The organism is Streptosporangium sp. 'caverna', from assembly GCF_003203775.1.
GTDB classification, from domain to species: domain Bacteria; phylum Actinomycetota; class Actinomycetes; order Streptosporangiales; family Streptosporangiaceae; genus Streptosporangium; species Streptosporangium subroseum.
Map to the genome: position 1 here is coordinate 7,615,895 of NZ_CP029711.1, position 24,153 is coordinate 7,640,047.

Genomic DNA, 24,153 nt, shown 5'->3' on the forward strand with positions numbered 1-24,153 from the left:
CCTCGACTTCATAATATCGCGACCTAAAAAAGACCACTGTTGTGCTCGCTCTCCTCACCGAGAAATATTCGAAATCGCGATTCGGAAAACTCGAATGACAGGCGGCGCTCTGCGTCAATCCGGATAATTAAGAAACCAAACTAATCACCGCGCGTATCAAGGACTGCCGGGCCGATGGGCTGCTCTCCAGCATCACCTGGGTCGGCCCCTGGCCGGGGTGACCACCCCAAGGATCGATTGGTCCGGGGAACTCAGACTCGTTCGACTTCGAGCACGAGCTTGCCGGTGGTACGGCCGGACTCGATGCGGCGGTGTGCCTGCGCGGCCTGCTCCAGCCGCAGCGACTCGACCCGCACCTGAAGCTCCCCGCTCGCGGCCGCGGCCACAGCCCGGCGCAGCGCCCGACCCGCCTCCGCGGGGAAGGCGGCGGAGAACGCGGCCAGGTTGAACCCGGAGACCGTCTTGTTGGTGAACCACAGCTCGTTGGCCGAGATCCCGACGTCCTCGGCGCCGGAGGCGTTGCCCATCACCACCATCCGGCCCATCGGGGCGAGCAGGTCCAGGCTGCTCCGTCGTGCCGTACCACCGACCATGTCCACCACGATGTCGAACCGACCGGCCTCGGCCACCTGCTCGCGCAGGACGACCTCGTCGTAGCCGAACGCCTTGGCTGTCTCGATCTTGGCGGGGCTGCCCACGGTGCCCACCACGCGGCCCGCGCCCAGCAACCGGGCGGCCTGGCCGAGCTGGCTGCCCACGCCTCCGGCGGCGGCGTGCACGAGCACGTCTTCCCCTGGTTCGATGCGGGCCACCCGGTCGAGCACGACAAATGCGGTGGTGCTGTTGGAGGGCAGCGCCGCCGCGATGCCCGGCGCCAGGTCGTAACCGTCGAGGGGAGCCACCAGGTCGGCGGACGTGGTCACCACCTCTGCGTAGCCGCCGCCGTCGACGATCGTCAGCGCGGCGACCGATTGACCCACGCGCAGCCCCTCGACGCCGGGACCGAGCGCCTGGATGCGGCCGGACACCTCGATGCCGGGCACGAAGGGCAGCGGTACGTCCACCGCGCCCTGCCGGTAGAGGATCTCGGCGAAGTTGGCACCTGCGTAGGCCACGTCGATGGAGACCTGCCCCGGCCCCGGCTCGGGGAGCTCGACCTCGTCGAGGCGGAGGACGTCCGCGCTGCCGAATTCGGGAATCGTGATTGCCTTCATGCCGGCCATCGTGCCGGGACGGCTTTCGGCAAGGCAGTGTCAGCTCATCCTGGGTGTGCCGCCACCAGGCTTTCCACCTTCTCCTTGGTGTCGGTGTCGGGATGCGGCGTGTGCAGCACCACGTTGAGGTCCGCGCGATCCGGCAGCCGGAACAGCGAGTACTCGAAGGTGAGGTCCCCGGCTTCGGGGTGAGTGATCGCCTTGATCCCCTGGAATCGGGAACGGACATCCGGCTGCGCCCACAACTCGGCGAACTCCGTACTGGCGCTGCAGAGCTCTTCGGCGATCCGCCCAAAGACCGGATCGTCGTGATATCGGGCCGCGCCGGCGCGGAAGTCGGCCACCATGTCCGGGGCGAACTCGTGCCACTCGGTGAACCTGCTGCGGTAGATCGGATGGGTGAAGAACGCCACCATGCAGTTCTGGACATCGTCGTCAAAGCCGAACACCCACCTGGCCGCGTCGTTCATCGCCACCAGGTTGTAGTGCCGATCCAGCACATGCGCCGGGTTGGGCATCCATGCGTCCAGCACCGTGCGCAGTTGCACGCTCACCGGCGCACCCGGCCGACCTGCGGGGTCCGGCGGATTCAGCCCGGCAAGCACGTACAGGTGCGCCCGCTCCGCCTCGTCAAGCTGCAGCACGCGGGCGACCGCATCCAGCACGGCGTCGGAGACCTTGATGTCGCGTCCCTGCTCCAACCAGGTGTACCAGGACACCCCCACCCCGGCGAGCACCGCCACCTCCTCCCGCCGCAGTCCGGGAGTACGGCGGCGCCCTCCGGCGGGCATGCCGACGTCGGCTGGGGTGAGAGCCTCCCGCTTGGCACGAAGGAACTCTTTGAGCTGGGCGCGGCGACCTTGACTGGCAGTCACAAACACACCATAAGTGACCATTCACCCCGACTCCGACTCGCGATCGGCCTGTCCACAGGCACCGAGCGTGACGTCTGCCGGATGATCTGCCAAGCGGGTCGGTGGTGTCAGTGCCGGACCGTGACGACGATCTTGCCCACCTGAGTGCTGGACTCCATGTGGCGGTGGGCCTCGACGATCTCGGTCAGGTCGAAGGTGCGGTCGATCACCGGAGTGAAAGCACCCGCGGTCAGGCCGTCGTTGACGAATGTGACGGCGCGGCGCAGCCACGCGGGGTCCTTCGCCGCGTCGGTGATGAGGAAGGAGCCGACGTTCAGCTCGGGGAAGCTCCGCAGGTCGGGCACGGGCCGGGGGTCCAGCATGCCGTAGATGACGAGAGCCCCGCCGGGAGCGACGGTGGCGGCGATGGTGGCCGCGCCGGGGCCTCCGATCGGGTCGAACGCGGTACGGACACCTCGGCCGCCGGTGATCTCCTTCACCCGCTCGACCAAGTCCTCCTCGTCGGTGACGATGACGTGAGCGGCACCGGCGTCCAGCAGGCGCTGCCTCTTGTCTCGGCTGCGAGTGGTCGCGATCGACACGGCTCCGATGCGGTTGGCGACCTGGATGGCGGCCAGGCCCACACCGCCCGTGGCGGCGGCGATCAGGACCGCGTCACCCGGCCGGACTCCGCCGTCCGCGACGAACCCGCCGTACGAGGTGACGTACGCCATCCACACGGCGGCCGAGGTGACCGGATCGATCTCGGCGGGACGGTGCACCGTCGCCGCCGCCGGGACCAGCACGTGGTCACCGTAGGTGCCGTAGTCGTTCAGATCGAAGGCGGGCACGACGCCGACGGTGTCGCCGACGGCGAAGTCCCCCGCATCCGCGCCTACGGCCTCCACCACGCCCGCGGCCTCGTAGCCAAGGCCGGAGGGAAGGTTCGGCTGATAGAGGTAGCGACCCCTGCGGAACATCACCTCGGCCCGGTTCAGGCCGATCGCCTCCACTCTGATCCGCAGCTCGCCCACCCCGGGCTCACCCACCTCCACCTCGCGCAGGGTGAGAACCTCCGGGCCGCCGAGCGTGTCGAACTGTACGTGAATGGCCATGTGTGTCTTTCCTCGAATCTCGCAGAAAGCAGGTGTCCGGTCCCATCGGTTGAGACCGCTTACGAAGGGTCCGTGGCCCGGGAAGTCGTCGACCTCGTCGGCGAACGCCCTCTCACAAGCATGAGGAAACAGATCTGTTTCCTTGCTCGACCCAACGTACACCGATCTGTTTCCTCGAACAAACCCGAGGGACGCCGGCGAGCGGCCCGCCGCCGAGACGCGGAGAGGCCGGTCGGAGAACCGGGGTCAGGACAAGAAAAACCCTCCCGAACCTTCAGGTTCAGGAGGGGATGCGACGGCCGGCCGGCCTTCAGCGCGGCAGCTGGGCCTCGATGAGGGCCTGGGCGGCGGCGTGGCAGCTGCCGGGAATGGTGGTGTCGTGCACGAGGGCATAGGACATGCCACCGTCAAAGACCATCATGAGCTGCTGGGCGAGGCCGGGTGGATCGAGAGCTCCGGCAAGAGCGGCCTGACGCGCGAAGAACCCCTGCAGCAACAGCTTGTTCTCCACCGCCGTCACCCGGGCCGGGTGCGCCGCGTCCGCCAGCTCCGCCGCCGCGTTGATACAGGGACAACCGCGGAAGTCCGCCTCGAAGGACTTGTTCTGGAGTCCGGAGAAGACCGCGAGCATCCGGTCGCGAGGAGTCTTCTCGTCATCCTCCGGCGGCACGACGCCGTCCAGGTACGCGGCGCCGGCGGCGACCAGATAGGCGACCACAAGCTCGTCCTTACTGGCGAAGCGCTGATAGAGGCTTCGCTTGGACACTCCGGCGGCCTCGCTGATCCGGTCGACACCGGTCGCGTTGATTCCCTCGCAGTAGAACAGCTCGCCCGCGGTCTTGAGGATCCGATCGCGGACCTTGTCGGGCTTGGTTTCTGTGGACACGCCAAAGAGTCTAGGTCTCCGATCGAAGAATGGAAACAGATCGGTTTACCTCCGCCCCTGACGCCGGGAGGCGCGTACTCGCAGGAATGAGGTTGCCGCCTCCCCAAATGGACGAGGCGTGGAGTCATCCGGGCACCCTCCTCTCGCGTCTACTCTCCGCCCATACATCATTACCAGGAGTCACTATGTGGAGATTGATCTCAATTGCCCTAACTCTCGCCCTTGCCGGAACGGCGGTCGCGGGCTGCAGTCCGTCATCAAAGCTCTCGGCGGAGCCCTCCGCACCGAAAACCAGCTCAACCAGCAGCGACCCCAATCCCGAGTCCGTCGACGAGGGCACCCCCACGCCAGAAGCCGGAACCGAGAGGAACCCGTTGTCCTATCGCGGTGTCGGCGCCAAGGTCATCCGGCTGAAGGCGGCGGACAAGGACGCGATCTGGCTGGCCAGCTTCATCCACTCCGGCAGTTCCAATTTCATCGTCAGCCCGATCGACCCCCAGGGCGCCGAGCAAGCGTCGATCATCAACGAGATCGGCAACTACAAAGGCACCACCATCTTCAATGTGGATAACGGCACCGAGGCGGGCGGGCTGAAGATCGAGGCAGACGGAACCTGGTCTCTTCGTCTCAAGCCGCTGTCCATGGCTCGCGCATGGGCCGGACCCAAGGCGTCAGGGCGCGGCGATGACGTGCTCAAGTTGGACCCGCAAAGTTCCGGCCTGACGACCGTCCAGGCCCGCCACTCGGGAAGTTCCAATTTCATCGTCGACTCCTATGCCGAGAACGGCGGCGAGGGTCTGATTAACGAGATCGGAAGCTGGAAGGGTGAGGTCCTGCTTCCTGACGGCACGAAGCTGGTAACGATCAAGGCCGACGGCACGTGGAGCTTCGTCCGGTCCTGACCCCGGACACGTGAGAGCCCGGACACCCATCCCGGCGCCATCAGACCCCACGGCCGGGCTCTGACCCGAAGCATCTCCCATCCGAGACTGGACCCCAACATGCGAAACCACGAGCTGTTACCGAGGATGAAAAGGGCTCAGAATACATAACGCGACGCCGAGTGCTCTTAACGTCGAAGTCCTTCTCAAGGAATTTCCTCAACCATGTTGGTTCTGTTTCGGGACCGGTCACGCGAGTGCGCCCGATGAACCAGAAAGAAGTCGCGCATATCGGCCGCAACTTATCGCCGACCGGCGTCACCCGCCTGTCACCACAACTTCAACAGCTGTACATGATCATGCTTGTGATGTTTGCGATATTCTCGCCCCCTACATCACGATAGGGATGCTCTAATGCCAAGCCTGAAGCAAACAGCAATACTGTCACTGGCCACCGCGGCCGCACTGGCTGGATCCACGGTCATGGGCACCCCCGCCATGGCGGCCTCCTCCCCAACGGCTGCGTGCGGCAGCGGTTACCACCAGATCGACTCGCACAAGCTAAGCAGGAGCGGCAAGACGTACGCCACCATCTACCTGCTCTACAACGGCAGCAAGAATTGCGTGGTCACTTGGAAGAGCAGCGGGTACGCGGGCAACACCACCTGGGTCAACGCCAACATCAGGAAGTGGTCCGCCGGCGGCACCGTGCAGAGCGACAGCGGCCACTACAATTTCTACGCCGGGCCGCGTTATGTGACGGCCCCGAATGAGTGCGTCGACTGGGGCGGCTCGTACGGCACCCCGGGCCCGTCGGCCATCTCCTGGCAGAGCGGCTGGACGCACTGCGGCTGATCACCGATATCACGTCGCCAGGAACGCCCGGCATCGATACGCCGGGCGTTCCTGCGCGTGTCACCCGGGATGCGCCCAGGCCCGCCGGCTCTCATTAGGTTCAGCGTCCGCGACGCATCCAGGGCCGTTGTCACTCATTTAGTCACTACGAGGTGTCTCGAGCCTTCCGGACAGGCAGCCGAATCGTCTCCACGGCCCGTTCCACCGCAGGGTCATCATGGGAAACAGAACCGGCTGGGAAGGGTTCTTCTTTCATGGCTCCCTATTTCATCGCCCGGCTTCATTTCGGGACTCAAGGGAGAGCAGCGATTACCGGAATCTGCCACAAATGGAAGATGACCAGAAGCGATCAACTTCACAGATAAAGCTCGCCGACATCGAAGCATATCCATTTCATCGAACACTCATTCGATTCGAAACCATGCCTCGATCTCTGCCGTCGCCAGCCGTTCCAGCCCACCCTGACGCGGCAGAGTGGCCGACGGTTCCGTTTCGACCAGACGGGTTGGCCTCGTGAACCGAGCGGGGCCGGTATGTGCCTACATGATCCCTCGGGCGAGTGCGTCCTGAATATGCCCTGATCTTGCCTGGCGGATGCTCAGCCGCGGGCTGCGGCAAGGGAGGGGGTGCTCGTCACGCGGGGCTCCCTTCCGGGACGATGATCGTTTTTCCGGAGATCCGTCCGGCTTCGGCGTCGCGGTGCACCGAGGCAAGCTCGGCGAGCGGGCGAGACGCCTCGACGCCGACGCTCACCGCGCCGGCATCGACCAGCTTCACCAGCGCGGCGAGGTGCTCGATGTCGTTGCGGACCACGAAGCGCACCGCCCTGAGCCGCGGTCCCGCGAGTTGCCCGACCTCAAGCGTGGCGGAGACCAGCACGCCGCCGGGCCGGACCAGTGGCGCAAGCTCCGCGACCTGGGAGGAATCGATCGCGGCGAAGTTGAGCAGCGCGTCGACCGGCTCGTCCAGGGCGTCGGCGACAGGCGCGGTGGTGTAGTCGACGATCCGGTCGGCTCCCAGCCGCCGGACCGCCTCGGCGCTGCGCGGACCGGCGGTGGCGATGACATGCGCCCCCGCGTACTTGGCGAGCTGAATGGCGAATCTGCCGACGCCGCCCGCGCCGTTGACCAGTACCCGTTGCCCCGGCCTGATGTCCGCGTGCTCGAACACCGCCTGCCACGCGGTGACTCCGGCGATCGGCAGGGCGGCGGCATGTGCCAGCGGGATGGTGGTGGGCGCCGCCACCAGGACCTTGGCCTCGGCGGTCACGTACTCGGCCGCCGCGCCGCCGTCGAGCCGGCCGACGACCCGGTCTCCGACGGCGAAGGCGGACACACCCTCGCCGATCTCCGCGACGACCCCGGCGACATCATCGCCGAGCGTGTGGGGCAGGTCGAGCGGGAAAACCGAGCGCAGCAGACCGCGGCGCAACCCGATCTCGGACGGGTTGAACGACGTCGCGGCGACGCGGACGAGGACCTGGCCGTCGCTCGGCGCAGGGAGGGGAACATCGTCATGACGGATAACTGACACGTCACCGTACCGGTGGATTCTCATGGCTTTCACACGTCCAACCTACGGACGGAGCGGAAGACACTGAATGCTTTAAAGTCCTCGTCTTATACGCGAGCGTCTCTGTCACGGTAGATTCACGGGATGGACGTGCTGAGCGACATACTCGCGGTCATGCGGACCGGCCAGCCTCGTTCGGCACAGGTCACCTGGCATGCCCCCTGGGCGCAGCGGTTCGCGCCCGTGCCCGGGGCCGTGGGCTTCCACGTGATCCTGCGAGGACCGTGCTGGCTCATCGGGCCGGACACCGACCCGATGCCCCTGGCCCCCGGAGATGTCGTGTTCCGGCCTCACGGTCAGGGTCACACCCTGGCCGACAGTCCGTCCACCCAGCCCACCACGCCCGCATGCCGCCCGGACGAACCCGACCTCCTGCCGCGGTACGCCGTCGACACCGTCGGCGTCCCTTCCGGCGTCGGCGGCCCGGCCGCCGTGGTCCTCTGCGGCGCCTACGAACTCGACCCCGCCCTCATCCACCCGCTGCTGCACGATCTGCCGGAACTGGTTCACATACCCGCGCACCTCGGACGCCACCCCCAGCTTCGAGCCGCCGTCGACCTGCTCACCGCCGAGCTGGCACACCCGGGTCTCGGCACCGACGCACTCATCCCGGTGCTACTCGACACGCTCCTGCTGTACATCCTGCGCGGCTGGTTCGACCGGCAGCCCGCGCTCCGCGCCACCGGCTGGGCCGTGGCGCTCAACGACCCCGCCATCGCCGCGGCGCTGCAGGCCATGCACCACCATCCCGCACGGCCGTGGACCGTCGCCGCCCTCGCCGCCGAGGCCCGGCTGTCACGCGCCCCGTTCGCCCGCCGCTTCACCACCCTCCTCGGCCAGCCGCCGCTGACCTACCTCACGTGGTGGCGCATGACCACCGCCGCACGGCTCCTCCGGCAGACCGACGCGCCCTTGAGCGCCATCGCCGGCGAGGTCGGCTACGCCTCCGAGTTCGCCTTCGCCAACGCGTTCAAGCGCCGGTACGGCGCCGCACCCGGTAGGTACCGCCGCCAGGTGGAGCGGACCGCCCTCACGGGTCACCGACTTTGACGCTTCCCGCACCGGATCACGATCTCCGGCAGCGGTGACACCCGGGAACAGGTCCTCAAGCGGGACGGCACCGACGACGGTGTCCGTCGGGTCTGCCGTGTCCGAGCTCCCGGTCGACGGACCGCCCATCGGGTCCCGGATGCCGTGGACGCCGCCCGCCCCGGTATAGACCGGCTGCGGCAACAACCCCCGTTGTTGCGAATCCGATACATGGCGGTATAGACCAAAACTTTAACTTCTGTTTACCCTAACAGCCTGAGACCCCCACATAAGGGATCTATCCGCCGCCCAAGGCCGCCAACCGGTATAGACCAGCCACCCCCCAATAGCAAGGCGGTAATCGAGATGAGCAAGAAGATCGCCGGGACGGTCGGTCTCCTGGTCGCGTGAACTCCCCCACCACATCAGGAAGCTGCACGGACGCTGCAGCGTCGAGCGGGTTCGCCGGGCATGTCCAATCAATGCCCGAACGCGGCCCGTGCTGGAGGTATGCGGTACCCCGATTTAAGGAGTGACGTGAAGATCTCGTTCCTATCGGCGAAGCGCGAGCAGAGAAGGGGCCGTGGCGTAAGTCGACGGCCTCGGGCCCGCGCGACCTCTGCTTTGACAGTCGGTGCGCTTCTCGCCACATCCCTCACCGGTGTCATGGTGAACGCCGCACAGGCCGGCACGGTGCCGACCTCGTCGGCATCACCCCAGATCGCCCCCCTTCCGAGTTCGACGAGCGCCACGCCCGAGAGCGTCAATCTCGCCCTCCTGCCGGGGGTGGTCGCCTCCGCCAAGTCCCAACGTATGACCAAGCCCGATGCGACGTACGCGCCCGCCAACGCCGTCGACGTCTTCGTCCACAACGGTTGGACCTCGAACTACGCGTCGGTCGGGGGCGGTTATGACCCGGCTCAGGACTGGTTCCAGGTCAAGCTGGCCAAGCCCGCCCCGGTCCACGAGGTGTTCAGCCTCTGGACGTCACCGGCCAAGCCGACGGAGTACGACCTGCAGGTCGCCACGGACGCCGACTGTCAGACGTGGTCGACGGTCGCCCACGTGGTGAATCCGAGCGACAAGGATTCCCAGGTGATCGATCGCAAGGATCCGATCTCCTGCATCCGGATGCAGGCCCTGGCCACGAATTCCACGACCGGATACACGATCAACGAGTTCGAGGTATGGTCCGGCCCCAAGCCGGCGCCGGTCGTGGGTCAGATCATTCCCGTGCCGGTGCAGCAGACGCCCGGCACCGGTCAGCCGTGGGAGCTCACGGCCAAATCCCGGATCGTGGTCTCCGGCAGTGGCCTCGCTGCCACGGCCGGGGTCCTTGCGGGCTACCTGCGGCCGGCCACCGGGTACGAACTCCCCGTGGTGACAGGTTCCGCCACCGCCGCCGATATCGCCCTCACCCTCGCGCCGGTGCCCGGCCTTCCACAGGGCAACGAGGTCGCCGCGGCCGAAGGCTACTCCCTCACGGTGTCACGTGCGGGGGTGAACGTCGTGGCCCCGAACGCGCACGGCCTGTTCAACGGCGTTCAGAGCCTTCGGCAGTTGTTGCCGGCGGCGATCCACTCGCCTTCCATCGGCGTGGGGCCATGGACGGCACAGCCCATAACGGTCGTGGACTACCCCCGTTACGGGCATCGAGGTCTCCAACTCGACCCTGCCCGTAACTTCCTGACGGTGGCCGAGATAAGGTCCATGATCGACCAACTGGCGGCGTTGAAGGGCGACCAACTGCACCTGCACCTGAGCGACAGCCAGTCCTGGCGCCTTGAGATCAAGGGCTACCCGGCACTGGACGGCACCGGGTGCAACGGAGCGGGCTGCCTGGCGGGTTTCTACACGCAAGAGGACTTCAAGGGCCTGGTCAAGTACGCGGCCGATCGATTCATCGAGATCGTCCCCGAGCTGGAGGGCCCGGCCCATGCCACCGCGGCGGTCACGGCCCTGGGCGGCCGCGCGGTCATGGGGTGCCAGGGCCAGACCCAGACCGACCGGTTCTGCACCAATCCGAATGACCCGGCCAGTGCGCGGGCTCTCGCGTTCTGGAGAGACGCGATCGCGCAGCTTGCCGCGATCTCTCCCTCACCCATCCTCCACATCGGCGGGGACGAGGCCATCGGGATGCCCCACGAGGACTACAAGTGGTGGATCCGGCAGATGGAGATCATCGTCAACGACAACGGCAAGCGGATGATGGGCTGGAATCCGGCGCTGGAGGGATACGCACCGGGCTCCACCTCCATCAACCACTACTGGTCCGACTACACCGGCGGTGGGCCCGCTCTCATCAAGCCCGAGTGGTTCAACCAGGGCCGGGACGTCATCGTGACCCCGGAATACAACGCCTACCTCGACTTCGGGTATGACGGGTCCCCCGGCAGGACGCCGCGGACGGAACTTCTCCAGTCCTACTCGTGGGACCCGGAATGGGTGTACGAGAAGTACCGGTCGGTCTGGGCCCAACCCGCCTACGGCGGGCCGAAGGCGGAGGACATCCTCGGTATCGAGGCGCCCATCTGGGGCGAGCAGATGCGTGGGCTGTCCACGAACGAGTACATGGTCTTCCCGCGGCTGGCCGGAATCCTCGAAAAGGCCTGGTCCCCCAAGGTGCTCACCCAGGACTACGACGCGTATCGGCAGCGGCTCAGCGTGGCCGGACCCCGGTGGGCGTTCGCGAACGTGAACTTCGGCACCATATCCCAGGTCACCTGGAGCACGGCGACGATGGGGACGGTCGCCCGTTTCGGCGCGGACAGGGCCCTGAGCGATGTGCCCCTGGCACGTATGGCCGCCGGCTCGATTCCGCCCGGCAATGTCACAGCCGTGATCGATTGGGGCGACGGATCCCCGACGGAGCCGGCCGGCATCGCGGGGCGCGACTACGTGGCGAGCCAACGGCAGGGTAGGAGCCTGATGTCGGTCAGCGGGAGCCACACCTATCCGGCGGACCAGGTGTACCACGGAACCGTCACCTACGGTTATCAGGACCGGACCTGGGTCGTGCCGTTCACGGCGACCGGCGTCCCGTCCTGCACGAAGACGATCATCGGGGCCTTCTCCGGCCCATTGACCGTCTCCTCGGGTGTCACATGCCTCGAAGGCGCGACGATCACCGGACCCGTGACCGTGCGTGCGGGTGCCGGGCTTTACGCGTCCGGGTCCGAAGTGCGCGGCCCGCTGACGGCGTCCGGGGCCGTCGACGTTCTGCTGTGCGGGACCACGGTGTCCGGGCCGGCCACCCTGAACGGTGGGACGCGGGTCTGGCTCGGCAACCACAAGGGGGACTGCGCACCGGCGACGGTCAAGGGCCCGGTGACGGTCACCGGCGTGACGGGTCAGGTGACGATCGACGGCTCGACGGTCAGTGGTCCGCTCGTCCTGCAGAACAACAGGGCGACGACGATTGTCGCCGGTAACCACATCGGCGGGCCGCTGTCGTGCGCGGGGAACTCCCCTGCGCCGAGCGACGACGGTCGGCCCAATACCGCGTCCGGCCCGAAGTCGGGGCAGTGCGCCGGGCTGTAACCGGATGAAATGACCGGCCGAGGCGTCAAGCCCGGTAGGTGAAACGCCGGTCACGGCGGCCCTCCCGTCTCACAAAGACGGGAGGGCCGCCGTGACCGGTCAGGCATGGGCAGCCGTCCAGGGACGGGGTAGCCGCAGGCCCGAGATGCCGCCGTCGACGGCGAGCGACATCCCGGTAGGCACCGGCCCCGGGCTGTTCAGGCGTACGGGTCGCCGAGCGCGCCGGTGAGGGCGTTGAAGCGGGCGAGCATGCTGCCGACCAGCCGGACGTCCTCCGTCGGCCAGGTGGCCAGGAGTGCGTAGAAGCGCTGCCTGCGGCCGGACCTGGCGCGGTCGAGCCGCTGCCGCCCCTCGTCGGTGAGGTCCAGCAGGTGGGCGCGGCCGTCCATCGGGTCGGGCTCGCGCTCGATCAGCCCCAGCTCTTGCAGCACCTTCAACTGGCGGCTGATGGTCGCCTTGCCGACGCCGAAGTAGGCGGCCAGGTCGGTGGAGCGTGCCGGAGCGACCTCGCAGATGCGCACCAGCAGACTGTAGGCACCGGCCTCCAGCTCGGGGTGCACCACGCGGCCTATCTCGGCGGACAGCGCGCGGGAACGCCGGAGGAGCACGCCGAGCTGGTGCTCGACCGCGCAGTAGGCTTTGAAATCCTCGCTGGACGCGGTCGCCGCTGTCTCGGCCATCGTGATCCTCCCTCCCGGCTCCCGGCCGGTTCGGCGTCGATTCTTGGGGTTGGCCGCGTGGACGGTCAGGACGACGGCGGGGGTTCCCCCTGGACCGCCTGGATGTCGAGTTCGACCTTCAAGGTGGCTCCGATCAGGGAGATGCCCGCCTGCACCACCTGGTTGTAGTTCATCGCGAAGTGCTCGCGATGCAGCTCGGTGACGGCGCGGAACGCGGCCCGCAGGCCGCCCCACGGGTCGGGGCTGGTGCCGAGATAGGTCAGGTCGAGATCGACCGATCGGGTGATGCCGGCCATGTTGAGGTCTCCGCGCAGCGTCCACCGGTCCGGACCCGCCGCGGACAGCCCGATGCTCCGGTAGGAGATCGTCGGATACGACTCGACACCGAGGAAGTCGGCCGAGCGCAGATGGTCGTCGCGCGTGCCGTTGCCCGTGGTGATCGACGCCGCGTTGATCTCGGCCATGACGCTGGACGTCTCGGCGGTCGCGCCGACGTCGATCCGGCCGGCGAACTCGGTGAACCTTCCCTGCACGCTGGACAGCCCGAGGTGCTGCGCGGTCGCGGCCACCTTCGAATGAGCGGGATCGATGGTCCACACGCCGGGCGGCGGCAGTTCAACACCGCCCTGCCGCGCGAGCACGAGGACGCCCAGCTCGGCGGTGCCGGAAGCGGTCGCGATCGCCGTCGACGCGATGGGTGAGTAGCCGACCGCGGTGACGACGACGGTGTAGACGCCGGGCGCCAGCGGGGCGGTCATCACCGCGCCCTCGGCGTCCGCCTCGGTCCGCACGACCTGGTTGCCGTACCCGTCGGTCACGGTGACGACCGCGTGCTGTACCGCCCAGCCGTCTTTCGTACGCACCACGGCGTGCAGGCCGCGCGGCCCTGAACGCGTGCTTTCCATGGGTGTTCCTGCTTTCACTTCAACTGGGACGGCTGCGCCGGGATGGGGCCGTTGTGGGCCGCTCCGGGCCGCTCCCTTTCCGCGGGCGTGAACGCTCACGGAGGGGAGGCTGTCCGGCGTACCCGGGGTCATTCGGCGTGGCCGAGCCAGAGGTCGTGACCGTCGTCGCCCTGCCCGGCCAGGTTGACGGCGCCGGCCACGGGTGGGTAGCCGGTGGCGATGACGGTGTACTGGCCGCTGGTGAGATCGGCGAAGGCGTACTCGCCGTCCTCGCCGGTGGTCGCCGTGCCGACGACGTTGCCCGCGGTATCGAGGAGCGTGACCCGGGCGTCGGCGAGCGGGCGGGCGCTGTCGTGGACGCGGATGGTGCCGCGCAGCCGGGCACCGGCCTGGAGGACGATGTCCTGGCTGGTGTGTCCGGTGCCGACCTCGACCGGCACCGCCGTCGGACGGTAGGTCCCGGCGCTGACCGCGATGGTGTACGTGCCGGCGACGACGCCGTTGAAGCCGAAGGTGCCGTCGTCGAGGGTGGCGCCAGTGGTGACCACCTCGCCGCGCACATCGGTGACGATGACCATCGCCTGGGCGACGGTCCTGCCCTCCGTGTCGCGCACGGTGCCGGTGAGCCTGCCGGAGCCGGCCAGGATCAGGTCGAACTCCAGCGGCTGGTCGCCGACGGCCAGGGTCGCGACCTGCGGGTCGTGCTCGGCGGCCGAAGCGATCAACACGTACGTGCCGCCCGCGGGAGTTCGCACGTTGTACGAGCCGTCGGCCTGCGCGACCGTATGTCCGAGCTGCTGGCCGCGCATGTCGATCAGGGTGAGGGTGGCGTGGCTCACCGGCGTGCCGTCGGAGCCCCGGATGAAGCCGCGGATTCCGCCGCCGCCGAGGCTCTGCGGATCGGTGGTGCCCGCCGACGCGTACGCCACGTTCGGGACGCGGAGCGGTGCGGTGGCGGGGCCGTTGATGGCCATCTGGGCATCGGCCGGACCGTTGCCGCTCTGGTGACCGGCGCCCACGGACACCAGTTCCCTCGGGTGGCCCTGGGCGTGGCGGCCGGCCATCGTGCCGTTGTCCGAGGGGGCGCCCGCGTCGGTGGCGAGCACTTCGGTGGATGAGGTGCGCAGCGCGACCTCCTTGATGAACAGCACCACGATCAGGGAGAGCAGTGCCAGCGGCGCGGCGTACAGGAAGATGTCTCCGACGCCGTGACCGAACGCGCTCTGCACGACCCCCCGCACCGGAGGGGGCAGCTCGGACAGCACCGGGATGGTGCCGTCGCCGCCACCGGCGCTGGGCAGGCCCAGCTTGGTCAGGCCGTCGCTGGTGTAGACGGCGACGCGGTTGGCCAGGACGGCGCCGAGCGCGGCGACGCCGGCCGTGCCGCCGAGCGTGCGGAAGAACACGACGACGGAGCTGGCCGCGCCGAGGTCCTGCATCCGGACCTGGTTCTGCACGGCCAGGACGAGGTTCTGCATCATCATGCCGACGCCCGCGCCGATGAGGAACATGTAGATCGCGATCTGCCAGTAATCGGTGTCGAACCGCAGCATGCCGGCGAGGGCGATCCCGGCCGTCAGGAAGATGCCGCCGAGAATAAGGAAGATCTTCCAGCGGCCGGTGCGAGTGATGATCTGTCCCGCGAGGGTCGACGTCAGCGCCAGCCCGGCGATCAGCGGCAGGGTCAGGATGCCGGCCATCGTGGGCGACTCGCCCCGGGCGAGCTGGAAGTACTGGCTGAGGAACGTCGTGACGCCGTACATGGCGATACCGACGAGCATGCTGGCCACCACCGACAGGCTGATCGCCCGGTGGGCGAACAGGCGCATCGGCACGAGCGGCTCCTTCACCCGGAGCTCCACCAAGACGAAGATCAGGGCGAGGACCACCGAGCCGCCGACCATCGCCCCGGTCTGCCACGACAGCCAGTCGTACTTGCTGCCGGCGAAGGAGACCCAGATCAGGAGGAGCGAGGTCGCCGCGGAGAACACCGCGGCGCCGATCCAGTCGATCGAGACCTCTCGCTTGATCACGGGGAGGCGGAGGGTCCTCTGCAGCACGATCAGCGCGATGATGGCGAAGGGCACGCCGACGTAGAAGCACCAACGCCAGCCGAGCCAGTCGGTGTCCACGATGACGCCGCCGATCAGCGGGCCGGCGACGGTGGCGAGGGCGAAGGTCGCGCCGAGATAGCCGGAGTACCGGCCGCGTTCCCGCGGCGAGATCATCGCGGCCATGATGACCTGGACCAGGGCGGTGAGACCGCCCACGCCGATGCCCTGGATGACCCGGGCGCCGATGAGCAACCCCGCGTTGGGGGCCAGACCGCCGAGCGCCGAGCCGATCACGTAGATGATCAGGCCGAGCTGGACGAGGACCTTCTTGCTCACCAGGTCGGCGAGCTTGCCCCAGATGGGGGTGGTGACCGTGGTGGCGAGCAGTTCGGCGGTGATGACCCAGGAGTAGGTGGCCTCGGTCGCGTGCAGGTCGGCGATGATCGTAGGCAGCGCGTTCGACACGACGGTCGCGGACAGGATGGCCACGAAGAGACCGAGCAGTAGCCCCGACAGCGCTTCCAGGACCTGCCGATGCGTCATCGGGACGGCCGAGCCAGGTGGAGCCTCCTGGGCCTCGGCCGATACTGCGGTTGTCATCGAATTCCTTTCACTGTTCGGGCCGTGCGTGGGAGACGCCAGACGGGCATGGACGAGCGTCGAAGCTCGTCCGGAGCCTGGCGGGGGGAGTTGGAGCGGCGCGGGGCCTGGCCTGGTGTTTCCAGGGCGACCGCATGCCTGCCGGTTACCGGCTGATCAACCGCATCAGGAGTGTCGAACCTGAGCTGGGGGGGCTGAGCAGCAGCCGACGCCGGTTTTGAGCACCACGAAGACGTTCTTCGGCCGGACGGGTAACTCCTCCCAGAGATCGTGGTGTCGGCACCCCATCTGGCTGCCCGAGGCAATATATATGCTTGCCTAAGGCAACTTTATGGTGGGTATGTGTCTTTTTGTCCGATCTTGTAACCGGCGCCTCGTTTTACCCCGGCGATGTAGCGCCGGAGAACAGGCTCTCCGTCCGACGGCGGCGCTCGTCCGAGACCGGCTGTATCCTGCTCCACCCCTGGTCAGATCGTTGTGGTGCCGCCGGCAGGTCAGGTTCGAGAGGGGCGTGGCCGGGAGGCGATCTCCCTCGGCCGCTCGGCGGCCGAGGTCGATTACGGCCCGCTCCGGCGAGGCGACGATGTGGCGGACATCACTGGCCGCCCCACGCCGGACGAGGACCACGGGGTCAATCCGGGAGAAGTACGCCGTCGTCGGCGAGGCACTCGTTCAGTACCGCGCGGACGTTGTGACTCAGAGCTCCAATGCGAAGCGACGGCAGATGTGCACGCGGGCGAACTGCTCGCGCATTGACTGCTCGTCCCGCAGATTCGCGTGCAGGAAGGCCATCACCGGCCGTAGCCCTGGCCGCTGTTCGCCGATGGCTCGGTCCGGCTCACCGGCGTCGGTGTAGGAGTTCGCGTAAACGTGCAGGTAATGCTCGCTCTCGGCGAAACCGGTGGCCCGATACCAGCGCAAGGTGTCCGGGTCGTCCCTGGTCCAGGCATCCAGCGTCGGCACGCCAAGCGCGCTGACGCGGGCGCGGGCTTCGGAGAGCAGAGCGCGGCCGATGCCCTGATGCTGGTGATCGGGATGAACCGCGACGGTGTCGATGGTCGCCAGCTCACCGTCGACGGTGACGTCCATGATCCCTGTGACGACCCCATGCTCATCGGCCACGACCAGCTCGAAGCCTGGAGCCGGGATCCGGGGCTTGCTGTTGAAGACGGCGTCGAAGTAGGCGGTGCTCAGGAAGGAGAGCGCTCGACAGCGCAGCCAGGAGGTCTCGTCCGCGGGGCTGTACTCACGTATGGCATGGCTCAAGGCAGTGATCCTCAATGTGTGCGGTGATGTCCGGACAGCGGCGGTCACGACATTGAGAGATCACGATGAGCATTCTGCTGACCGGCCCGCGTCCAGGCAATCGGTTTTCGGGCGGCCACCCTCGTCGCCGCCGGCGTGGGACGACGACGGGGAGGACTTACAGGTCAGCCCGTCGGACCTCGTTCCGGCACTCGCAGCCGGGGTAAGCGCGGTTCCCTGCTGGTTCACCGTGGCGATGCGCACGCGAAGTGATCTGTTCCTTCTGTTGTGATTTATCTAGCTTCATCCTGTTTACTCAAGAACGGCAGCAGAATGAGGCGCAGCAGCGCATTACCGATAGCTTCCTGGCCCGGTGCGATCGCAGCGATCGCACTCGTGGCCGGCACCCTGGCCGTCACCCCGCCCCCGGCCATGGCTGCGGACCGGGACCGGCCGGTCTTCCTCGGCAAGTCGCTCTACACCGGCGAGTTCCACGCCCACACCTCGGTGAGCGACGGCGTCCAGCTGCCGCCGGACGCCTACGAGCACGTCCGCGACGAGACCGATGCCGACTTCTTCGCTGTCACCGAGCACGACGTCATGTGGGACATCCGCAACGGCGAGGACTTCGTCGAGGACTGGCGTGACGCCGACTCCGCCGAATGGCGTTCCCTGCACGAGAGCGCCGCGAAGTTCAACGCGACCCAGGACGACCTGGTCGCGGTGCCGGCGGTCGAGAACACCTGGTACGACGGCACCGGCCACATCAACGTGTTCAACACCGACTGGCACGTCACGGCACGGGCGACCGAGAAGGGCAGCGTCGACGGGTTCGGCAACGCCTTCGGCACCGGCGACATGAAGTACGACTACTTCACCTTCCTGGCCCGCCTGAAGCAGGACCCGGACGCGATCGCCCAGTTCAACCACCCCTCCACCACGAGCAAGGGCGACTTCTTCGGTTTCAAGGGCCTGGACCGGGTCGCCGACGACCGGATGGAGCTCATCGAGGTCAAGTCCCCCGACGCGGTGGGCGAGTTCCAGAAGGCGCTGGACGCCGGCTGGCACCTGGCCCCGGTGTGGAACGGCGACGAGCACGAGGCGAGCTGGGTGTCCGGCAACCCGTCGATCACCGGTGTCTGGGCCGCCCAGCGCTCCACCCGAGCCCTGTACGCGGCGATGAAGGACCGCAGCCTCTACTCGACGGGCGACGCCAACGCGGTCCTCGCGTTCGGCGGCAACGACAAGCTGATGGGCTCGATCCTGCCGGGCCGTACCACCGCCCTGGACGTCGACCTCCGCCTCACCGACCCGGACGCGGGAGACTCCTTCACCTCCGCGCGCCTCGTCACCAACGACGGCGCCGTCGCCCACGACTTCGGCAAGATCAACGGCAACGACCTGTCGCTGACGACCAGGCTGAACGTCAAGGACGGCGACTTCTACTACGTCCGCGCCGAGCAGGCCGACGGCAACTTCCTGGTCTCCGCCCCGATCTGGATCGGCGAGACCACCCGCGGCGCGAACTACGCCCCGCAGATCACGGTCCCCGGCACCGTGCCGACCACGGCGGCGTACGGACAGAACATCCGCCTGCCCCAGGTGAAGGCCACCGACGACTCCGGTACGGTGCCCACGACCACGCTGGAGGTGTTCGACTCGGCGGGACAGGTCCCGGTCACCGACGGCGGCTTCCGGATCCGCTCGTACGACGACACCTTCGTGGTCGTGAAGGCGACCGACAACCTCGGCAACACCGACGCCGAGCTGCGTCGCATCCAGGTGTCCCAGAAGGCACCGGTCCCGGCGGACGTCTTCCGCCTCGGCGGCAACGTGTCCGTGGGCGAGAAGCCCGGATCCGCCGGCGTCGCGGTCACCACCGACCGCGACATCGAGAAGGTCTACGCCCAGGTCCTGCCCAAGGGGTCGAAGGACTGGTCCAAGGCCAAGGTCCTGACCTCGACCGCCGACCGCCCCTTCGAGGTGAACGCGGTCGGCAACGACGAGCCCGTCTACCAGCACTCCATCACGGGCCAGACGCTGCGCTCCCACGAGTTCCGCCTGAACGGGCTGAAGGTCGGCACGACGTACCAGTACCGGTTGGGCGTGGCCGACGGCCACGGCGCCCCCGCCCCCAAGGACACGGCGGCCTGGACCGGGGTGCGCGGCGAGTTCCTCGCCGGCGGCGCCGCCGGGCAGCCGGTCTATCTCCTGGGTGACGTGCAGGTGCCGGACGGCAACGCCGACTCCCTCGCCCTGCCGGGCCGGGTGCTCAGCCGGCTGAAGGCCCAGACGCCGGGTGGCGGCACCGTCATCCAGACCGGCGACCTCGTCGAGCGCGGTGGTCAGGGCAGGCTGTGGGCCGAGGCCCACGACGCCCTGCTGTCCGGCCTCGACCTGCAGTACGCGGGTACGGCCGGAAACCACGAGACCTACGAGGATCTCGACTACGACTCGGTCGGCAACCGGCCGACCGCGATCTTCACCAACATGTTCGCGCTGCCGCAGAACGGCGCGATCGGCGAGAGCAACTACTCCTACGACCGCGGCGACATCCACTTCTCGGTGCTGAACTCCAACGTGCGCCTGGACGAGCAGCTGGCCTGGCTGGTCGACGACGTGCGCGCCTCGGACGCCAAGTGGCACGTCGTCGTCGGGCACTTCTCGTACTACGGCGGCGAGCACGCCGAAGACAGCGGCATGGACGTGGACCGGGAGAAGGTCACGCGCATGCTCGACCGGCTCGGCGTCGACCTGTACGTCGGCGGGCACGACCACGTCTACAAGCGCTCCACGATCTACGACGGGCGCCTGGCCACGACCCCCGAGGAGAAGGCCGAGGGCACCACGTTCGTGACGATGGGCTCGTCCGGGCCCAAGTTCTACGACAACAAGCAGTACTGGTGGGACGACAAGGTCTTCGACGAGGACGTCCAGATGGGCGGTGTCCTGACGGCGACCGACGCCGGCCTGCGCCTGGCGACGTACACGATCGACGGACGCGTGGTCGACGACGTGACCGTCACCAAGCCGCAGGGCACCTGGAAGGTCTCCGCGGCCGAGATCAAGAACCGCGAGCTGGAGGGCGTGGGTCTGCTGTCCTACCCGGGCAGCCTCAAGAACGCCACCGTCATGGCCGCGACGTACGACAACGCACAGCAGCAGATGATCAACGTGCGCACCCTCGGCGTGAAGCTCGACCACGCCGGCCGTGAGCAGTACGCGCGCTTCCGCACGCCGCTGCCGGTGGCGCCGAACTCGACCGTGAAGCTGTTCGTGTGGGACTCGCTCGCGTCCGGAAAGCCCCAGCAGCCGGTGATGACCCTGGGCGAGGGCCTGGCCGGTGAGGGCAGCGCGGAGTCTCCGTACCTGATCGACTCCGCCGACGACCTGGCCAAGATCGACAACGAGCCGGCCGCCCACTACCGGCTGACCGCGGACCTGAACCTGACCGGCGTCAACCGCGCCCAGATCGGCCGCCTGGCCGCCTTCACGGGTGTGTTCGACGGCGACGGGCATGCCGTCTCCGGGCTGAGCGCGCCGGCCGACCAGGGCCCCGGCCTGTTCGCCGACAACCAGGGCACCATCCAGAACCTGGTGGTCCAGGGGGAGGTCACGACCGATCGGACGACCGCCGGCCTGGTCGCCGACCAGAACCACGGCACGATCCAGCGGGTCCGCGCCGACGGCTCGCTGACGGCCGACAGCTACGTCGGCGGCATCACCGGGCACCAGTTCGGCACCGTCCGCGACAGCGTCTCCACGGTGGACGTGCGCGCCACGACGCAGTATGTCGGAGGCGTCGTCGGCGTCTCCGTCGGCGGGTCGATCACCGAGAACGTCCTGGCCACCGGTGCGGTCATCGCGGCCACCGCGTCCGCGGGCGGTGTGGCCGCCTACGGCTACACCGACACGCAGGTGCGCCACACGGTCGCGCTGAACTCCAACATCTCCGCGTCGAGCTACGCGCACGCCATCATGGGTCGCGTCTACAGCGGGCAGGTCGCCACGCTGGAGGACAACCACGTCGCCCGGTGGGTACCCGTCAGCGGGCAGACGCTGACCGATCCGCCCGCGGCCGACAACCAGAAGGGCAACGTGGTCGCCCCGGCGGAGATCCAGCAGCAGGCCTTCTACGAGGCACGCGGCTGGGACTTCACGACCGTCTGGCAGTGGGACGACGTCGCCAGGCGTCCGACCTTGCGGATGGCGCCTGAGGCGCTCGAACCGGCCCCGGCGCCCGACCTGCCGACGGACGGACGCGGCTTCCACATCGTCGACAGCGTCGAGGATCTGACCGTGATGGGCCGGCATCCCTCCTACGACTACGTGCTCGCCGCCGACCTCGATCTGACCGGGAAGCCGTTCACCAGCCTGCCCCAGCCGTTCACCGGCGAGTTCGACGGCGCCGGCCACACGATCAAGGGGCTGACCTCCACCGGCGGAGGGCTGTTCGCCCAGATCTCCGGGCACGTCCACGACCTCGCGATCCTCGGCGCTCAGGTCAACACCACCACCGCCAACGCCGGCATCCTGGCCAACGCCGGCACCGGCACCATCGAGCGCGTGCGGGTCTCCGGCTCCGTGACCGGAGGCTCGCGCGTGGGCGGCCTGGTCGGCAACTCGCAGGGTGTCGTACGCGACGCCTACTCCACGGCGGACGTGCACTCGCTCGCCACCGAGGCGGGCGGCGTGATCGGCGTGGCGTTGGCCGGATCTGTCACCGAGCGGGTCTTCGCCACGGGCAGCGTCCGCGCGGACAGCCGGAACGACGGCGGTGTGGCCGGCTACGGCTACACCGGCACCACCATCCGCGACTCGATCGCGCTCAACCCGGCGGTCACCGCGCCGTCCTTCGCGCACCGTTTCCTGGGCCGGGTGCTGGCCGGCAACGTCGCCACGCTCGGCGACAACTGGGCGGTCGAGACGCTCAAGGCGGATGTGCAGACGGAGACCGCGACCGGCCCGGCCACGCTCAACGGCGACACCGCGTCCCTGGACGAGATCGCCGACCAGGCCTTCTGGTCCGGGAAGCTCGGCTTCGACCTGGAGTCGGTCTGGCAGTGGGACGCCGACGGCAGGCGGCCCGTCCTGCGCTCGGTGCCCGAGGACGTCCCGGCCGGCGAGGAGCCACCCGCGAGCCCGACCCTGGAGCGAGCCGACGACGGCTTCTACCTCCTGCGGGAGCCGGATCACCTCGCCCAGTTGGCCGCCTTCCCGTCCGAGCGGTTCCGCCTCGACGCGGACCTCGACCTGACCGGCGTGGCCCGGATCGCTCCGGCCTTCACCGGTGAGCTCGACGGCGCCGGCCACACCCTGACCGGGTACGCCTCGGCCGACGGCGGGCTGTTCGCGTCCGTGACCGGTCGCGTCCACGACCTGACCCTCACCGACGCCTCCGTGCGGACGGCGAAGGCGAGCGTGGGCCTGCTGGCCGACCGCCTCGACGGCACCGTCGAGCGCGTCGCCACCGGCGGCGCGATCGTCGGTGACAACACCGTCGGCGGCATCGTCGGGTACAGCTGCGGTGTCCTGCGCGACGCCTGGTCGGCGGCCGACGTCTCGACCGGCGCCGGGCGGTACGCCGGCGGCCTCGTCGGCATCACCGGAGGCGCCACCCAGTGCGCCGCGACCACCGGCGGCAGCCTGACCGAGCGCGCCTACGCGGCCGGCCCGGTCAAGGCCACCGGCAACCAGAGCGCGGGCGGCATCAGCGGCTACGCGTACACCGGCACCACCGTACGCGGCAACGTGGCGCTCAACCCGACGGTGACCGCGACCGGGTGGGCCCATCGGATCGTCGCCCGCACGCTCGCCGGCGGCGCCCCGGCCGTCGAGAACAACCTCGCCTCCGAACTCGTGGTCGCGGCAACGCAGAACATCGGGGACACCGCACCGGAGAGCTTCAACGGCACCACCGTCACCGCTGCCCAGGCCGCCGATCCGGCCACGTACACGGCACTCGGGTGGGACCTGGAGACGGTCTGGCAGTGGGACACCGGCCTCGGCCGGCCGGTCCTGCGCGGCCCGGCCGCCTCACCCGCGGCCACGGACGAGGCGGTTCCGGCCGCCGCGGTCCTTTCGGCGGCCGGAACCGGTGGCATCCGCCACGAGGCCGTCGCGAACGGCGACGGTAGCGTCACCATGGCGGTGTCCGCCGGGAGCGCCGCGGCGGACCGGCAGCTGTCGGTCCTCCTGCTGGGCGGCCGCGCGTCCACCTCGGCTCCGGACGAGGACGACATCGCCTACCTCGGCGAGGTCCGCCTCGACGGACAGGGCAACGCCACGCTGACCGTACGCGTGCCGGCGCCGGGCAAGACGGCGCTCGCGCTCAACACCTCCGGTGACACCGCGCGCTATACCGCCTCCCTCCTGCCGAAGGAGCCGCCCGCCGGCACCCCGGCGATGAGGGTGCTCGACGACACCGTCACCGCCACGGTCAAGCCGCACGGCGACGCCCCTGCCCAGGCGACGATCACGCTGGTCTGCGCCGGCGGGGCGAAGTGCCAGGAGCAGGTCGTCATCTCCCACAGAGGCGCGGTGGTCGACGCCGGGAAGGTCACGCTCCAGCCCGGCGGGACCGGGGATCTGAAGGTCGACCTCGTCGGTGAGGCGCGCGCCACGCTCCTCGCCGGTCGGTCGGTCGTCCTGGACGTCCGGATCGGCGCGGCTCCGGCGGTCCGGGTGACCGTCACGCCGGAGAGGCGCTGACCGAGGAGAACC

14 protein-coding genes are annotated in these 24,153 nt (G+C 68.6%); 5 read left to right on the forward strand and 9 right to left on the reverse strand.

The features are described 5' to 3' along the window. Positions 1-251: 251 nt before the first annotated feature. From DKM19_RS33230 to DKM19_RS33245, 4 genes are all read right to left on the reverse strand, one after another. Complete coding sequence (locus tag DKM19_RS33230; RefSeq protein ID WP_162641962.1) at positions 252-1,214, reverse strand: zinc-binding dehydrogenase; 963 nt, start codon at positions 1,212-1,214, stop codon at positions 252-254. Positions 1,215-1,258: 44 nt separating this feature from the next. Then, complete coding sequence (locus DKM19_RS33235; RefSeq protein WP_239513711.1) at positions 1,259-2,089, reverse strand: helix-turn-helix transcriptional regulator; 831 nt, start codon at positions 2,087-2,089, stop codon at positions 1,259-1,261. Positions 2,090-2,196: 107 nt separating this feature from the next. After that, the gene (locus tag DKM19_RS33240) at positions 2,197-3,183 is read right to left on the reverse strand and encodes a zinc-dependent alcohol dehydrogenase family protein (protein ID WP_110701214.1); all 987 of its coding nucleotides are present in this window, start codon (positions 3,181-3,183) and stop codon (positions 2,197-2,199) included. Positions 3,184-3,493: 310 nt separating this feature from the next. Then, complete coding sequence (locus DKM19_RS33245) at positions 3,494-4,069, reverse strand: TetR/AcrR family transcriptional regulator (protein ID WP_110701216.1); 576 nt, start codon at positions 4,067-4,069, stop codon at positions 3,494-3,496. 185 nt (positions 4,070-4,254) lie between these two features. Between DKM19_RS33245 and DKM19_RS33250 the strand changes: the two genes are divergently transcribed. Both DKM19_RS33250 and DKM19_RS33255 read left to right on the forward strand, forming a co-directional pair. Further along, a complete protein-coding gene (locus tag DKM19_RS33250) occupies positions 4,255-4,971 on the forward strand; it encodes a hypothetical protein (protein ID WP_162641963.1) in 717 nt (238 codons plus the stop codon). A gap of 393 nt (positions 4,972-5,364) precedes the next feature. Next, the gene (locus tag DKM19_RS33255; RefSeq protein ID WP_204358353.1) at positions 5,365-5,805 is read left to right on the forward strand and encodes a spore-associated protein A; all 441 of its coding nucleotides are present in this window, start codon (positions 5,365-5,367) and stop codon (positions 5,803-5,805) included. Between the two features lie 633 nt (positions 5,806-6,438). Here the strand turns inward: DKM19_RS33255 and DKM19_RS33260 are convergent. Continuing rightward, positions 6,439-7,362: an NADP-dependent oxidoreductase gene (locus DKM19_RS33260; protein WP_204359193.1), complete on the reverse strand. Its 924-nt coding sequence runs from the start codon at positions 7,360-7,362 to the stop codon at positions 6,439-6,441. A gap of 99 nt (positions 7,363-7,461) precedes the next feature. Here DKM19_RS33260 and DKM19_RS33265 point away from each other — a divergent pair, with 99 nt between their 5' ends. Further along, positions 7,462-8,427 (forward strand): AraC family transcriptional regulator, encoded by a 966-nt coding sequence (locus DKM19_RS33265; RefSeq protein WP_110701224.1) that lies wholly within the window; start codon positions 7,462-7,464, stop codon positions 8,425-8,427. A gap of 603 nt (positions 8,428-9,030) precedes the next feature. After that, entirely contained in the window at positions 9,031-11,946 is a 2,916-nt protein-coding gene (locus DKM19_RS33270; protein ID WP_162641965.1) for a family 20 glycosylhydrolase, read from the forward strand. 197 nt (positions 11,947-12,143) lie between these two features. On the opposite strand, the gene DKM19_RS33275 is transcribed toward DKM19_RS33270, so the two are convergent. From DKM19_RS33275 to DKM19_RS33290, 4 genes are all read right to left on the reverse strand, one after another. Continuing rightward, on the reverse strand, positions 12,144-12,626 hold the full coding sequence (locus DKM19_RS33275) for a MarR family winged helix-turn-helix transcriptional regulator (RefSeq protein ID WP_110701228.1): 483 nt from the start codon (positions 12,624-12,626) through the stop codon (positions 12,144-12,146). 65 nt (positions 12,627-12,691) lie between these two features. Further along, complete coding sequence (locus DKM19_RS33280) at positions 12,692-13,531, reverse strand: YceI family protein (RefSeq protein ID WP_110701230.1); 840 nt, start codon at positions 13,529-13,531, stop codon at positions 12,692-12,694. Positions 13,532-13,659: 128 nt separating this feature from the next. Then, positions 13,660-16,185, reverse strand: a complete 2,526-nt coding sequence (locus tag DKM19_RS33285) for an MFS transporter (RefSeq protein WP_204358354.1) — start codon at positions 16,183-16,185, stop codon at positions 13,660-13,662. 696 nt (positions 16,186-16,881) lie between these two features. Beyond that, entirely contained in the window at positions 16,882-17,451 is a 570-nt protein-coding gene (locus tag DKM19_RS33290) for a GNAT family N-acetyltransferase (RefSeq protein ID WP_110701234.1), read from the reverse strand. A 375-nt stretch (positions 17,452-17,826) separates the two neighbouring features. Between DKM19_RS33290 and DKM19_RS33295 the strand changes: the two genes are divergently transcribed. Next, the gene (locus DKM19_RS33295; protein ID WP_110701235.1) at positions 17,827-24,141 is read left to right on the forward strand and encodes a metallophosphoesterase; all 6,315 of its coding nucleotides are present in this window, start codon (positions 17,827-17,829) and stop codon (positions 24,139-24,141) included. Positions 24,142-24,153: the final 12 nt, after the last annotated feature.